The organism is Ruegeria sp. EL01 (assembly GCF_900313035.1).
Taxonomy (GTDB): Bacteria; Pseudomonadota; Alphaproteobacteria; order Rhodobacterales; family Rhodobacteraceae; genus Ruegeria.
Map to the genome: position 1 here is coordinate 1 of NZ_OMPS01000018.1, position 15,000 is coordinate 15,000.

11 protein-coding genes are annotated in these 15,000 nt (G+C 57.6%); 7 read left to right on the forward strand and 4 right to left on the reverse strand.

Translation table 11 applies throughout. The features are described 5' to 3' along the window. The 4 genes from D9K61_RS09445 to D9K61_RS09460 form a co-directional block, all read right to left on the reverse strand. Positions 1-382: site-specific integrase (locus D9K61_RS09445; protein ID WP_162946822.1), on the reverse strand; the 382-nt coding region annotated here is incomplete at its 3' end. Between the two features lie 300 nt (positions 383-682). Continuing rightward, the gene (locus D9K61_RS09450; RefSeq protein WP_162946823.1) at positions 683-1,924 is read right to left on the reverse strand and encodes a CapA family protein; all 1,242 of its coding nucleotides are present in this window, start codon (positions 1,922-1,924) and stop codon (positions 683-685) included. A gap of 228 nt (positions 1,925-2,152) precedes the next feature. Continuing rightward, positions 2,153-2,707 (reverse strand): ActR/PrrA/RegA family redox response regulator transcription factor, encoded by a 555-nt coding sequence (locus D9K61_RS09455; RefSeq protein ID WP_050604676.1) that lies wholly within the window; start codon positions 2,705-2,707, stop codon positions 2,153-2,155. Between the two features lie 86 nt (positions 2,708-2,793). After that, positions 2,794-3,414, reverse strand: coding sequence for an SCO family protein (locus tag D9K61_RS09460; RefSeq protein WP_120633010.1), 621 nt, complete (start codon positions 3,412-3,414; stop codon positions 2,794-2,796). A 90-nt stretch (positions 3,415-3,504) separates the two neighbouring features. Between D9K61_RS09460 and regB the strand changes: the two genes are divergently transcribed. From regB to addA, 7 genes are all read left to right on the forward strand, one after another. Beyond that, positions 3,505-4,902, forward strand: coding sequence for a sensor histidine kinase RegB (gene regB, locus D9K61_RS09465; RefSeq protein ID WP_120633011.1), 1,398 nt, complete (start codon positions 3,505-3,507; stop codon positions 4,900-4,902). 66 nt (positions 4,903-4,968) lie between these two features. After that, positions 4,969-6,477: a PAS-domain containing protein gene (locus tag D9K61_RS09470; RefSeq protein ID WP_120633012.1), complete on the forward strand. Its 1,509-nt coding sequence runs from the start codon at positions 4,969-4,971 to the stop codon at positions 6,475-6,477. Positions 6,478-6,518: 41 nt separating this feature from the next. After that, on the forward strand, positions 6,519-6,992 hold the full coding sequence (gene tsaE, locus D9K61_RS09475) for a tRNA (adenosine(37)-N6)-threonylcarbamoyltransferase complex ATPase subunit type 1 TsaE (protein ID WP_120633013.1): 474 nt from the start codon (positions 6,519-6,521) through the stop codon (positions 6,990-6,992). After that, positions 6,989-7,993, forward strand: coding sequence for an aminoglycoside phosphotransferase family protein (locus D9K61_RS09480; protein ID WP_120633014.1), 1,005 nt, complete (start codon positions 6,989-6,991; stop codon positions 7,991-7,993). Before tsaE ends, D9K61_RS09480 begins: the two co-directional genes overlap by 4 nt. Then, positions 7,990-8,676, forward strand: a complete 687-nt coding sequence (locus D9K61_RS09485; RefSeq protein ID WP_120633015.1) for a nucleotidyltransferase family protein — start codon at positions 7,990-7,992, stop codon at positions 8,674-8,676. Before D9K61_RS09480 ends, D9K61_RS09485 begins: the two co-directional genes overlap by 4 nt. Further along, positions 8,669-11,593 carry a double-strand break repair protein AddB gene (gene addB / locus D9K61_RS09490; protein ID WP_120633016.1) on the forward strand — a complete coding sequence of 975 codons (2,925 nt, stop codon included), beginning with the start codon at positions 8,669-8,671 and terminating at the stop codon, positions 11,591-11,593. Before D9K61_RS09485 ends, addB begins: the two co-directional genes overlap by 8 nt. Continuing rightward, positions 11,590-14,949, forward strand: coding sequence for a double-strand break repair helicase AddA (gene addA, locus D9K61_RS09495; protein WP_120633017.1), 3,360 nt, complete (start codon positions 11,590-11,592; stop codon positions 14,947-14,949). Before addB ends, addA begins: the two co-directional genes overlap by 4 nt. Positions 14,950-15,000 lie beyond the last annotated feature (51 nt).

Genomic DNA, 15,000 nt, shown 5'->3' on the forward strand with positions numbered 1-15,000 from the left:
CTCGGTACCGCAAACCCGGCCCGGGTGCCGTTTCGAGGATACGCGCAACCTCCTCGGCGCTCAGCACAACGGGGATCTTCTTGGCCGCCCGCTGGTAGCGCATATGCCGCTTCATCTCCGGGCGCGGGCATGTCGTCGCAAAGAAGAAGCTCAGCACCGTCAGCCGGTTGTTGAACGTGGGCGCTCCCACACTCCGCTCCTTCATGTCAAGTTGGAACGCCCTGAGCTCTTCCGGTGTCGCTGTGTCCGGCGAGTGCCCGAGAAACCGCGTGAAGTCGCGCATCGCCCGCAGGTACATCGTCTGCGTCTTGGGCTGCAGCCCCTTGATCCGCATGTCTTCGAGAAAACGCTGGCGCAGCGCAGGCACATACTGGTCCGTCATCGGAACCTCCTGTCATCAGATTGAGAAGGTCCCAATCGTCAGACAGGCGCGCCCATCTACAAAATCGTAGCGTCCATTTAGTGTGCATCACTCGCCACAAGCGCCAATACCGCGAGAGCGGTTTCGTCCTTGTCCCGCAAAGCAGACTTTGCTGCAAACTTCTCACCAGGCTTTAGATTCGCTAACAACAATTCCGGCAAGATCGCGGATGCAACAGTAGAGTCGATGAAGTTTCGGTGCGACGGGCCAGTAACGGCGTTAACTCAGGACAAATTGCGGGAAATAAAGCTGAAATCCTGATCAACTGACCGCTCGTTCCACTTTCTGAGTAATACGCCCGTCGGACTCATGCGCCCGCCAGCGAACAGGCGTTGCCTTGAGGTTTGTGATCGCAGTCTTGCCCTGGGATTTCTGCACTTCGACCTGCAGGATTTTGCTGCTGGCAATGTGGTCGTGCGCAAAGCCCCACAGCAGACTTCCCAGTGAATAGGCAATTGGAACAATCCGGTCGCTTCTCGACTTTGATTTATAAAGCTGGATCGGTTGCGCGACATGCGGATGGTGGCAGACAATGATATCAGCGCCAAAATCGGCCAATTCTTCGGCTGCTTTTTGCTGCGCGCGACGCGGGAACAACTCGAACTCGTGACCCCAATGGAGTATCGCTACGACCAGATCACAATTCGCCGCTTTAGCGTTGGCTATCTGCCTCTTAAGCAGTGCAATATCTGGCGCCTCGTGTTTGGAGGTCAGTTTGGCAAGATTGACGCTGTAGGGTTGGCCGTCCGGCAGCGATTGGCCGTTGGTTCCAAACGCGCAAGACACAAACCCCAGCTTTATGCCGTTTCGTTCGATCGTTTTGACGACATTTGTCTCGGCTTCGGTTTCGTTCACACCGACTTGCAGGATGTTTCTTTGCTTCAAGACAGACAGAGTGGTTTCCAGCCCCTCAACACCCATGTCGAAGATATGGTTGTTCGCCAGGTTCAGCACATCAAAGACCGTCCCATTGTGGCTGGTCAGGGCATCGAACTGGTCTTCGGATGCACATTCAACGGGAGGGCCGGCATCCCCGATCACTTCGTCCACCAAAGGTTGCGTTGTGACCGGTGACTCGTAGTTGGCAATCACAACGTCATCGTGAAACAAAAGATCTTCTATCTGCGCGTAGACCTGATCCTGTGCGACCTCAGCCCGGTGGGTTCGCAATATATCCCCGGCAAAACTCAACGTGATCGTTTTTGCGCTTTCATCGTCGGTGCGCGGCGACAGCTGAGCATCTGTGGATCGCATGAACTCTGAGGTTTCAAGCTCAGGCTCGGGCAGTTCGACCGGGTTTTTACATTTGTAGACCCAGTACAGATTGTCCAACAGGTTCATTTCGGCAACATCGCCCGCCGCGCCCTTTCTTGGATGTTGCCAAAACCCGAATGTTTCTGCCGCCTTTGTCACCAGTGACACAATCCCCTTAAGGATTGGGTTCGAAATTTTCAGGACGTCATATGGCGTGTTTGGCAGAAGAGACACTTGAAGTTTTCTCACTTGTTTTCATGAAAACATCGGGATTGGCGGATGCGAACTATTAGTTCGTTTAGGTTAGCGCGATAGCACAGAATTGGTTAACAAAACGATATTTTCGACTTTTGGGGCCACAATCCATCAGGTTACGGGCAACAAAGGCACGGTCATCGCTGACCATGCCTGACACAATCTTAAAATTTTGAAGTCAGCGGTTTTGGTTCGGCGCCCGCACCGACGAGCCAAGATCCCTTACCGTGGGCTGCGCTTGGCCAAGATCCGCTGCAAGGTCCGGCGGTGCATATTCAAACGCCGCGCCGTTTCGCTGACATTGCGATCACATAGTTCATAGACGCGCTGGATATGTTCCCAACGGACGCGATCCGCGCTCATGGGGTTTTCCGGTGGCGGTGGCAGTTCGTCGCCCTTGGCCAGCAACGCGTTGGTAATGTCAGTCGCATCAGCAGGTTTCGACAGATAGTCGGTCGCCCCGATTTTGACAGCCGCAACAGCGGTCGCAATCGCACCATAGCCGGTCAGCACCACTACCCTGCTGTCGGGGCGTTTTTCGCGCAGTACTTCAACCACGTCCAGACCGTTGCCGTCCTCTAACCGAAGATCGACGACCGCATAGGCGGGCGGGCGGGCTGTGGAAATTGCACGGCCTGCGGCAACAGATCCGGCGGTTTCAACTTCGAAGCCGCGTTTCTCCATGGCCTTGGCCAAACGTCTCAGAAACGGCTCGTCATCATCTACCAACAGCAGCGATTTGTCAGGGCCGATATCAAGCTGAGAACTGTCTGCCATATGTGGGTCTTTCTGCTATTTCATGCCTTTGGCTTGAATATGAGTAATAGCAGCGCGGGAACAAAGGTCAAACCGATGTGTCACTCTTAGACCTGGTCTAGAAAGCAGCCCACCTTGTCGGCCATCTGCTCGGCCGTGTCTTCGCGTTTGAAAAACTCAAGGAATCCATGTTCGGGCGTGACCAGATAGGTAAAGGTGGAATGATCGACCAGGTAGTATTCGTCACTTTTGTCATGCGCTTTGTAATAGGTTTTATAGGCTTTGCTGGCCGCCTTGACCTGTTCTGGCGACCCGGTCAGGGCAATCATCCGCTCATGCAGGTTAAAAGCATAATCCCCCACAACGTCTGGCGTGTCGCGATCCGGATCGATCGAGATGAAAAGCGGTGTCACCGATTGGCCGCGTTCGGCCATAATATCGATGGCTTCAGCATTGCGGGACATGTCGAACGGGCAAACGTCCGGGCAGAAGGTATAGCCGAAGTAAACCAGAGTCGGTTCGGTGATCACATCTTTGTCCGTGACCGTCTCGCCCTTGCCATTGACCAGCTCAAACGGGCCACCAATCGCCGCTGTACCACCCGCGATCTGGCTGGACCGGCATTGTGCGAACTGATCATCTGACCCACCACCCCGCGTCATAAGCCACATGGCGCCAAGGCCAACGGCAAGAACGACAGCGGCGAGTATAGCGTAAAGGCGGGTCATGATGGATATCCAGACGCAAGGGGTTGTTGATCGTTTCGGCCGGGACACCTATCAAGATGATCAGCCTATGCAACAGGACATAATGGACCAATGGCAGATTCCAACCAGACCTTTTGGCGCGGCCAGGAACGCAGCAGCTGGATTCGCCTGCGCACCCTGATTCTGCTGCGCTGGGTGGCCATTTTTGGCCAGATCACCGCAATCACGGTGGCTCAGCGATATTATCACGTTCAGTTGGAACTGGGCCTGTGCTATCTGGCGATCGGAATCTCGGTCATGGGCAACCTGACCGCAATCATGCTGTTTCCACAGAACAAGCGCCTGTCCGAGTTCGAGAACTTCCTGATGGTGCTGTTCGATCTTTCACAACTTGCCATTCTTTTGTACCTGACGGGCGGGCTGAACAATCCGTTTGCGTTGCTGCTGCTGGGTCCGGTGACAATCTCGGCGAACGTTATGAGCACGCGGTCCACGTTGATTGTCGGCGGGGTTGCCATAATCCTCACCACTTTGCTGGCCGAGTTTCATTTGCCGTTGCGGACGAATCTGGGGCTTGTCCTGGACATCCCAGACATCCTTTTGTTCGGCAACTGGGCAGCGATCATCATCGCGATAATATTCATTGGCGCCTATTCGCATCGGGTCAGTACCGAAGTGCAATCGATGTCCGAGGCGCTGTCGGCCACACATATGGCCTTGGCGCGCGAGCAGAAACTGACAGACCTCGGCGGGGTTGTGGCTGCTGCCGCCCATGAGCTGGGCACGCCGCTAGCGACAATAAAGCTCACCAGTTCCGAGCTGATCGAGGAACTGGATGATCGCCCGGACTTAAAGGAGGACGCCGCCCTGATCCGAGAGCAGGCCAATCGGTGCCGGGATATTCTGCGTGACATGGGCCGGGCTGGTAAGGACGATCTGCACCTGCGCCAGGCACCACTTTCGACCGTTATTCACGAGGCGGCCGAGCCGCATATCGACCGCGGCAAGGTGATTCACTTTGCCGAAGGTCCCGCGGGTGACGGGGATGTGCAACACCCCTCGATCTTACGAAAACCCGAAATCATCCATGGGCTGCGCAACCTGATCCAGAATGCCGTGGATTTTGCCCGCACCAATGTCTGGGTCGAGGCGGGATGGACCCCCGAACTGATCACCATCAACATTATGGATGACGGGCGCGGGTATCCTGCGCAAATGTTCGGTCGGATTGGTGATCCATTTGTTCGTCGCAGGCGAGCCGAATCCGATCAACGCGCCCGCCCCGAATATGAAGGCATGGGTCTGGGATTGTTCATCGCCAAAACCTTGCTGGAACGCAGCGGGGCCGAGCTGGAATTCGCCAACGGATCTGACCCTTATCAACATCTGTCAGACCATCGTGATCGCAAAGGGGCGATTGTAAGAGTGTCATGGCCACGCAATCTGATCGATGCGCAAAAAGGTGATACGCCCGTTCCCTCTGGCGCTAACCAGCACATTCAGGTGTAGATTAAGACACCGTTAACCAATCCCAAGCATAGTCCGGTCCAGTTCCATTCAGATGTGGGGTAATTTATGGCCGACTGGATCATTCTGGCCGCGATCAGCCTTGTCTCTTGTTGCGTCGCAATACAATGGTTGCTGCCGCGCCGCGCGCGTCGCGATGACAGCTATGGGTTGTTCTCAACCTCGTCGCTGTTTGACTCGGTGTTTCTGTTTGATGGTAACCGATTGATAAGCCATTCGGATATCGCGCTTGCAGGATTTGAGCGCGTTGCAGAATGGGCCGATCTGCGGCGTCTTTTGCAACGGGATTTCCCGACCTTTCCTGAAACACCTGAAGATGTCCGGGATCAGGGCAACCTCATCGTGTCGGCTATCGATTGCACGGTCGAACGCGAAGTTGTGTGCGAATGGATTGACGGCATCATCCGGGTGCAGTTGCGCGAAGCCCCCAACACAAAGCACGCCAGGTTACGGGACCCGAATGACCCCATTCGGCTGGCAATGGATCAGGCACCCTACCCTGTTTGGTTGCTGACCAGCGCCAACAGGATCCGATGGTGCAATGCGGCCTATGTCGCGCTTGTGCGAAAGGCGCGCGGTCTGGATGCTGATTTAACAGCGCCATTGTTTCCGGCACCTCAGGATGAGCCGCGCCCAAGTGGTAAATCCCGTGTCTCGGTCGAAGTTGCAGGCAGCAGCAGTCGGCTGTGGTTCGACTTGACCCAAGTCGAGCATGACGAAGGTCGCCTGTGTTACGCCGTTGACGTCAACGCCATTGTCCAAGCCGAAACCGCCCAGCGTAAATTCGTTCAGACAATGACCAAAACCTTTGCGCAATTGTCGATTGGCTTAGCCATCTTCGACCGCAATCGCCAACTGGCATTATTCAATCCAGCCCTAATTGACCTGACAAGCCTGCCACCCGATTTTCTAAGCTGCCGCCCCAGCCTCAGCAGCTTTTTCGACCGCTTGCGTGATCAGCACATGATGCCCGAGCCCAAAAACTATCGCAGCTGGCGTCGGCAGATGAACGACCTGCTCGAGGCCGCGGAAGATGGCGAATATCAGGAAACCTGGTCTTTGCCGTCCGGTTCTGTCTACTCGGTCAGCGGACGGCCACATCCGGACGGCGCCGTAGCCTTTTTGTTCGAAGATATTACGGCCGAGATTACTCTGACCCGTCGGTTCCGCTCAGAAATGGACCTGATGCAATCAATTCTGGACAAGCTGGCCGATGCCATCGCGGTCTTTGCGGATGATGGAACATTGGCGCTTACAAACTATGCGTATCAAATGCTTTGGGGCGACACGGATGAGGTTGGTTTTCAGACCGACACCGTGATGGCTGTGACGCGAAGCTGGCAGGACTATTGTGTCGCCACACCGATCCTCGGGGAAATCCGCGATTTTGTCGAAATGCGCGATGACCGCGCTGAATGGACCGCCGAAGTTCTGATGCGCAACGGGACCGTATTGGACTGCACGGTGACGCCAATGCAGAACGGCGCAACGATTGTGCGCTTTGCCATGGACAACAAGTCGCTCGACGCGCGCAGGATGCAACAGATCAGCGCCTGAACCGGGTTGCAGCCGCTGGGGCGCACGTTCATTGTGGCGCCATGATCAAGGCGCCCTACTCCATCACTCTGAATTCACCGCAGGAAACCGCAGAATTTGCGGCGCGCCTTGGCGCTGACGCGGGTCCCGGCGACATCCTGTTGCTGGAAGGCGCAATCGGCAGTGGGAAAACCCATTTCGCGCGCAGTCTCATACAATCACTGATGGATGTATCCGAAGATGTCCCATCGCCCACCTTTACATTGGTGCAAGCCTACGACACGCAAGCGGGTGAAATCTGGCATTGCGATCTGTATCGCCTAAGCGCCGTGGACGAGGTCGAAGAACTCGGGCTGATCGAAGCGTTCGATCACGCAGTGTGTCTCGTGGAATGGCCCGACAAACTTGGCCCACTAAAGCCCACAACAGCATTGACTTTAAGCTTTCAAACAGACCCCGACTTAATCGATGCCCGTCATCTGACCGCGTCATGGTCCGACCCGAAATGGACTCAGAAACTGGAGAACGCGGCATGACAAACCGGGCAGTTTTGGCCGAGGCCCTGATCGCGCAGACGCCCTGGGCCAACGCCAGCCGTGCGCCGCTGGCTGGGGACGCCTCGAACCGTCGCTATGAACGCCTGACCGATCCTGTCAACGGCCGCACAGCTGTTTTGATGGATGCGCCTCCGGAAAAAGGCGAAGACGTCACCCCTTTTGTTCGTGTTGCCGAATACCTGCGTTCGAACGGCCTGAACGCGCCTGAGATCTACGCAGAAGATGCCCAATACGGGTTCCTGTTGCTCGAAGATTTGGGCGATGATCTTTTTGCCCGCGTTTTAGAGCGGGAACCGACAAAAGAGCGTGCTCTCTACGAAGCCGCAACCGACGTTTTAGTCCACTTGCACAAAGCGCCTTTGCTATCGGTGCCGTCCTATGACCCTGAACTGATGACCGAATTGGCCGCGTTATCCTTTACCAAATATGCGAAAGGCATTCTTGGACAATACGACGTGACGGCCCTGACGCGATTTGAAGACCGGTTTTCTCATATTCTGCACCAGGGGACGTCGGGCACTAAAGTCGTGATCCAAAGGGATTATCATGCGGAAAACCTGATCTGGCTGCCTAAAAATGCGGGCGTTCTGCGCGTCGGTTTACTGGATTTTCAATCCGCAATGCTGGGGCACCCCGCGTATGACCTAATGTCGCTGTTGCAGGACGTGCGCCGTACTGTGTCTGCCGCAACCGAGATGCGGATGATCGACCGCTACCTCGCGATCACGGGGCTGGATGATCACGGCTTTCGCACTGCATATAACATACTGGGAGTACAAAGGAATCTGCGTATTCTTGGCGGCTTTTCACGGCTGGCGACTGACTATGGCAAACCCCACTACGTTGACCTGATCCCTGCCACCTGGTCGCATCTGATGCGCGATCTGGAACATCCCGCGCTGATCCCGATTGCAGACTTGCTGCGAGAGGCACTGCCCGCACCAACGCCGGAAAACCTGGCAAAGCTGAGGGTAAAATGACTGGTTCTCCTGATGCGCTGATGTTGTTTGCGGCCGGGTTTGGTACCCGAATGGGCGATTTGACCAAAGATCGGCCCAAACCGCTGATCGAAGTCGCCGGCATGCCGCTGATCGATCACGCGTTGGAACTGGTGAGGGAGGTGAACCCAAAACGCGTCGTCGCCAACCTGCATTACCGTTCAGATCAGCTCTCGGCTCATCTGACGCCGAAAGGTGTTCTTCTGTCCCACGAAACGCCGGAGATTCTGGAAACCGGGGGTGGATTGCGCGCAGCCTTGCCCCTGCTGGACACAAATCCTGTTTTTACGATGAACTCGGATGCGATCTGGGCTGGCGCTAACCCCTTGACCTTACTGAACAGCGCATGGGATCCCCAGCGCATGGACGCGCTGTTGATGTGTATTCCCACCAGCCGGACCGTCGGTCATGCCGGACCGGGAGATTTTACTGCTGATCAGAACGGGCGGATCACGCGTGGACCCGGACTGGTCTATGGCGGGGCTCAGATCCTTAAGACCGGTGGCTTGCAAGCGTTCCCGCAACAGGTATTTTCGCTGAATCTTCTTTGGGATCAAATACTTGATCAAGGTCGCCTGTTTGCGTTGGAGTATCCCGGACGCTGGTGTGATGTCGGACGACCCGAAGGGATTGCGCTGGCCGAGGGTTTGCTGGCAGATGTTTGACCCCGGTACCCTGCCCCGCGTCTTTGCGGTTCCACCCGGAGCCGATTTTCCCAAAGCTTTGGTCGAAGGTCTGCGACGGCGCAACACTGGCCCGCCCGAAGCATTGGCGCGCGTGCAACTTGTCGTTAACACCCGTCGGATGGCCAGGCGCGTGCGGGACTTGTTTGATCAAGGACCGGCTTGTCTATTGCCACGACTGTCCCTGGTTACCGATCTGGGGGAAAGCCTGGATCTGGCGCAGATCCCACCGGCCATCCCACCCCTGCGCCGTCGGTTGGAACTGACACAGTTGATCGCCAAGCTGCTGGACCAGCAACCCGATCTGGCCGCGCGCTCGACCCTGTTCGATCTATCCGACAGTCTGGCGGCCCTGATCGACGAGATGCAGGGCGAAGGCGTGTCCCCGGACGCAATCCGCCAGTTGGATGTTAGTGACATGTCTGGCCACTGGGCGCGCGCGCAGGCCTTTATCGGGATCACCGATCACTTTATCGATTCCGGGACAGACGCCATGGACGCGCAGGCCCGCCAGCGGCGCGTGGTCGAAGATCTGATCGCCCGCTGGCAGGTGGCGCCGCCACAACATCCGGTTGTTCTTGCCGGGTCAACCGGGTCACGTGGCACCACCATGATGCTGATGCAGGCGATCGCCCGTCTACCACAAGGGGCACTGGTGCTGCCCGGATACGATTTCGACCAGCCCGATCATGTTTGGCACGAGTTGGATGAGGCGCTGACGTCAGAAGATCATCCGCAATACAGGTTCCACAAACTGATGCGCGGGCTGGATATTTCCCCGAACGAGATTGCGCCATGGACGGACCGTCAAGCGCCTTCTCCCGCCCGCAACCGGTTGGTTTCGCTCGCTTTACGCCCCGCGCCCATCACAGATGCCTGGATGACTGAGGGGCCGCAACTTTCAGATCTACACGATGCCACCAAAAAGCTGACTCTGGTCGAGGCGCAATCGCCCCGAGCGGAAGCGCTGGCCATCGCTCTGCGGCTGCGTCAGGCGACCGAAACCGGTCAGACTGCGGCGTTGATCACGCCGGACCGGATGCTGACACGGCAAGTCAGCGCCGCACTGGACCGGTGGAACATCCTGCCGGACGACAGCGCGGGCCTGCCTTTGCAACTGTCCCCACCGGGTCGGTTTCTGCGCCATGTCGCTGGCCTGTTTGCCCGCCGACTGGATGGCGAGGCGCTGTTGACGCTGCTCAAGCACCCCCTATGCCATGACGGTGCAGAGCGCGGCGCACATTTGCTGCACACCCGTGATCTGGAACTTGACCTTAGGCGACATGGCCCACCGTTCCCCGACGCCATCAGCCTGGCCGCCTTTGCCATCCGCAAAGAGGTACCCGAGGGGTGGGTGAAATGGGTGACAACGCATTTCTGTGATCAACAGATCTTGGGCGATCGGTTACTGACCGATTGGGTTGATCACCTGCGGGGTTTGGCCGAGGCGATATCCGCAGGCAGCTCTGGAGAAGCCGGAACTCTGTGGGACAAGAACACCGGGCAAAAAGCGCTGAGCCTCGTGACGTCTCTGAAGGATGAGGCGCATCATGGCGGCCCCATGACGGCCCATGACTTTGCTGATCTGCTTGGTGCACTGCTTGCGGGTGAAGAGGTCCGCGATCGCGACGCGCCGCATCCCCGCATCATGATCTGGGGGACGTTGGAGGCCCGTGTGCAAGGGGCTGACCTACTGATCCTCGGCGGGTTGAACGAAGGCAGCTGGCCCGAAGCGCCCGCGCCAGATCCCTGGTTGAACCGCCAGATGCGCGACAAAGCTGGTCTGTTGTTGCCCGAACGGCGGATCGGTCTGTCGGCGCATGATTTCCAGCAGGCCATTGGTGCGCCCGAGGTCTGGTTGACCCGTGCGGTTCGATCGGACGATGCCGCGACCGTCCCGTCGCGCTGGATAAACCGCCTCGCCAATCTGCTGCAGGGCCTGCCAGAGCAGGGCGGTCCTGCAGTGTTGGACGAAATGCGGACCCGTGGACAGCAGTGGTTGACATGGTCCGAGGCCTTGGAAGACGCCCCTCGGATTGCTGCGGCACAGCGACCCTCGCCCAGGCCTCCGATTGCGGCGCGCCCGCGACGGCTGTCCGTGACCGAGATCAAGCGACTGATCCGTGATCCTTACGCGATTTACGCCAAACATGTTTTGCGACTGAAGCCGCTCAACCCGCTGGTGCAAGCGCCAGATGCCTTGCTGCGTGGGATCGTCATTCACGAAATTCTTGAACACTTCATCAAAGACAGCGTGCTCGACAGCGCCTTGCTGACTCGTGAGAATTTTCTGAGCCGGGCCAACGCCTTGCTGGATCGGCATGTGGCATGGCCAACGGCACGCAAGTTATGGCACGCGCGGCTTGAACGAATCGCAGACGACTTCCTGAGCGCCGAAATCAAACGACGCGGCGATGGCGGCCCCATTGCTTTTGAGGCCAGTATGAAACTGGCCTTGACGCCGCTCGACTTTACCATCGCAGGGCGCGCTGACCGGATTGACCGCAACAGCCGGGGCGCATTGCGGATCATCGATTACAAAACCGGCGCGCCTCCGACCGAAAGCCAACAGTCCAAATTTGACAAACAGCTGCTGATCGAAGCCGTCGTGGCAGAGCAGGGCGGCATTGACGGGATCGACCCGATGTCGGTGGCCGAAGCTGTCTTTGTCGGTATGGGCGGCACCTACAAGGAAGTCCCGGCACCGCTGTCAAAAGAGCCAGCCGATAAGGTTTTGACCGAGCTGAAACAACTGATTTCCGCCTATTTAGAGCCTGATCAGGGTTTTTCATCCCGTCGCATGCTGCATAAGGACACAGACTTGGGCGACTATGATCATCTGGCCCGGTTTGGCGAATGGGACCGCACCGCCAATACCCGCCCCGAGGACCTGACATGAGCCCCCGCAACGATGCCACCGAACGGCAGGTGCAGGCCGCGCGCCCTGATGCGTCGACATGGCTCGCCGCCAATGCGGGCTCGGGCAAGACACGGGTTCTGACAGATCGCGTCGCGCGTCTGCTGCTGAGCGGAGTGCAACCCCAACACATTCTGTGCCTGACCTATACCAAGGCCGCCGCCAGCGAGATGCAGAACCGGTTGTTCAAACGACTTGGCGAATGGGCCATGCTGGGGAATGAACCGCTGCTGGAACAACTGACCGATCTGGGGGTTCAGGGTGTCATCGATCCTGCGCAGCTTGCTCAGGCGCGCACGTTGTTTGCCCGCGCCATCGAAACGCCGGGTGGGCTGAAAATCCAGACGATCCATTCGTTTTGCGCCTCGCTGCTGCGCCGTTTCCCGCTCGAGGCTGGCGTCAGCCCACAGTTCACCGAGATGGAGGATCGCGCCGCGGCCCTGTTGCGTGAAGAAATCATCGAAGATTTTGCCGAAGGCCCCCAAGCGGGGCTGATCGAAGATGTCGCGCGCTTTGTCACCGATTCCGGGTTTGAAAACCTGACGGCTGCGGTGACACAAAAACGGAACCTGTTTGCGCACCCGTTGCAAAGGACTGATCTTTTGCAACGCTTTGGGTTGCCGGACGGGTTTGACGAGAACACCCTGGTATCTCGGGTTTTTCTGGGCGGAGAGGTCGACCTGATCCGATCTATCTTGCCTGCTTTGATCGAAAGCGGTGGCAACAACGCCAAGGCGGCAGAGAAACTCGCCGGATTTTCCAGCGCAGGATCAAGCTCTCTGCGCTTGCTGGAAAGCGTGTTGCTGGCGGGCAAGTCCGCGAAAGAACCCTTTGCAGCCAAGATCAACGGGTTTCCGACCAAAGCCCTGCGCGAAGGCGCGTTGGCCAGCAAGATGCCGCAACTTGAAGCCTTCATGCTTCGGATCGAGGCCGCGCGGGAACGCCGCCTGGCGCTTGTCGCGGCGGAAAAAACGGCGGTTCTGCACCGGTTTGCTGCTGCCTTCTTGCCGGAATACGAACGGCGCAAACAGCTACGTGGATGGCTGGATTTTGATGATCTGATTTTGCGTGCGCGGCAGGTTTTGAACGATCCGGCGGTGGCAGAGTGGGTGCTCTATCGTCTGGACGGTGGCATCGACCATATTCTGGTGGACGAAGCCCAGGACACCAGCCCGGATCAGTGGGATGTGGTCGAAAAGCTGGCGCAGGAATTCACCAGCGGGGAAGGGGCCAGATCCGGGGTTGAGCGTACGATCTTTGTTGTCGGTGACAAGAAGCAATCGATCTATTCCTTTCAGGGGGCGGACCCGCAAGCCTTTGATCGGATGCAGGCTGAGTTTGGACGAAAACTGGAAGAATCAGGCTCTAAATTGTGGGATTCGACGCTTGAGTATTCATTTCGATCCTCCAGCGCGATCCTGAGCTTGGTCGACATCCTGTTTGAAAATCGCGCAGAGGCGGGGTTTCACAAGGATGCCCAGCACCGCGCCTTCAAGGCCGATCTGCCCGGCCGCGTCGATTTATGGCCGGTGGTGGAAAAAGTCGAAGATGACATCGAAGGCGACTGGACCGATCCTGTGGATCGTCCCGGCGCGCGCCACCACACCATCAACTTGGCGGAACGCCTCGCCAAGTCGATCAGGACGATGATCGAGGGCGGCGCAATGATCCCAGTAGATGGCGATACCCCGGGACAATTTATGCGCCGGAAAGCTCAACCGGGTGATTTCCTTATCTTGGTACAGCGTCGATCAGATTTGTTTGCCGAGATCATACGCGCGTGTAAGTCCGAAGGCTTGCCGATTGCCGGAGCCGACCGACTTAAGGTTGGCGCCGAGCTCGCCGTTAAGGATCTGGCCGCACTGCTGAGTTTCCTGGCCACCCCCGAAGACAGTCTATCGTTGGCCACTGTGCTAAAATCACCGCTGTTCGGATGGTCAGAACAACAGCTTTTCGATCTGGCCCATCGGCGCGAAGAACAGTTTCTATGGGCGGCCCTGCGCAAGCGAGGCGCTGAATTTCCTGAAACAATCGCTATACTGAACGATCTGCGAGGGCAGATCGACTTTTTACGCCCGTATGACCTGACCGAACGCATCCTGACGCGCCACGACGGGCGGCGCAAACTGCTAGGCCGCTTGGGGGCAGAGGCCGAGGACGGCATAAACGCGTTGCTGTCGCAGGCCCTGGCGTATGAGCGGACGGATATTCCCAGCCTGACCGGGTTTCTGGTCTGGATGCAGACCGATGATCTGGAGATCAAGCGTCAGATGAGCGGTGTTGGCAATATGATCCGGGTCATGACCGTGCATGGCTCTAAGGGTTTGGAAGCACCAATTGTCATTCTGCCGGATACGGGCAAACGGCAGCCCCCGCGCGACGCCGAGATTATGGTCGCGGACGAGGTGCCGCTATGGAAAGTTCCGGCAGACGCGTCGCCTAAGCTTGTGTCGCAAGCCCGAGATGACGCGCGCGGCAAGGAAGAGAACGAACGTCTGCGATTGCTGTATGTGGCCCTAACACGGGCCGAAAAGTGGTTAGTCGTTGCGGCTGCTGGCGATGTCGGCAAGGACGGAACCAGTTGGTATCAGATGGTAGAGGCCGCGATGGAACGGGCAGGGGCAACTCAACTGCCGAGCTCGGACATCCGAAGGCTCTCGCACGGGGATTGGGACGCCCTGCCCATGGTCGAACATTCCGAAACGGTGCAAACAAACGTCGAGTTACCAGACGTATTCTTTCAACCCGCACCAGAACCACTAAAACCTGCAGAAACGCTCAGCCCGTCAGATCTGGGCGGTGCCAAGGCATTGCCCGGGGATTCCGGGCAGGATGAAGCGGCGGCCAAGCTTCGCGGAACCCGCCTGCATCTGTTGCTGGAACAATTACCTGGAACAGGGCGGGATATGTGGCCACAGCTTTGCGCCCGGGTTCTTTCCGATATGCATGAGGCGGAACGACAAGAGCTTTTGGCCGAAGCCGTTCACGTCCTGAGTGCTGATCACTTGAAGCCAGTCTTTGCCGCGGATGCTCTGGCCGAGGTCCCGATCTCGGCAGACCTGAATGGGCAGCGCATGCGCGGCGTTGTGGATCGTCTGATCGTGGCAGAATCAGAGGTCCATGTAATTGATTTCAAATCAAATGCGACCGTTCCGGCCCAAGCCGAGAGCTGCCCCGAAGGCCTGCTGCGGCAGATGGGGGCCTATGCGCAAGCTTTGGCGCAAATCTATCCGGACAAACAGATACGAACCGCAATTCTGTGGACCCGAACGGCTGAACTGATGTGGCTGCCACACGATCTTGTGACGGACGCCGTGTCGCGCACCCAGATATCTTGACCTCCCCACCGGCGGCACCTACGTTCACTTCCCAAGCGCATCTCATTCAGG

What these genes read in the sequence shown, in the direction of transcription:
- D9K61_RS09455 (WP_050604676.1), bottom strand. Translation starts at nt 2,707, where the DNA reads ATGGCAGACAGTTCTCAGCTTGATATCGGCCCTGACAAATCGCTGCTG.
- D9K61_RS09460 (WP_120633010.1), bottom strand. Translation starts at nt 3,414, where the DNA reads ATGACCCGCCTTTACGCTATACTCGCCGCTGTCGTTCTTGCCGTTGGC.
- regB (WP_120633011.1), top strand. Translation starts at nt 3,505, where the DNA reads ATGGCAGATTCCAACCAGACCTTTTGGCGCGGCCAGGAACGCAGCAGC.
- D9K61_RS09470 (WP_120633012.1), top strand. Translation starts at nt 4,969, where the DNA reads ATGGCCGACTGGATCATTCTGGCCGCGATCAGCCTTGTCTCTTGTTGC.
- tsaE (WP_120633013.1), top strand. Translation starts at nt 6,519, where the DNA reads ATGATCAAGGCGCCCTACTCCATCACTCTGAATTCACCGCAGGAAACC.
- D9K61_RS09480 (WP_120633014.1), top strand. Translation starts at nt 6,989, where the DNA reads ATGACAAACCGGGCAGTTTTGGCCGAGGCCCTGATCGCGCAGACGCCC.
- D9K61_RS09485 (WP_120633015.1), top strand. Translation starts at nt 7,990, where the DNA reads ATGACTGGTTCTCCTGATGCGCTGATGTTGTTTGCGGCCGGGTTTGGT.
- addB (WP_120633016.1), top strand. Translation starts at nt 8,669, where the DNA reads ATGTTTGACCCCGGTACCCTGCCCCGCGTCTTTGCGGTTCCACCCGGA.
- addA (WP_120633017.1), top strand. Translation starts at nt 11,590, where the DNA reads ATGAGCCCCCGCAACGATGCCACCGAACGGCAGGTGCAGGCCGCGCGC.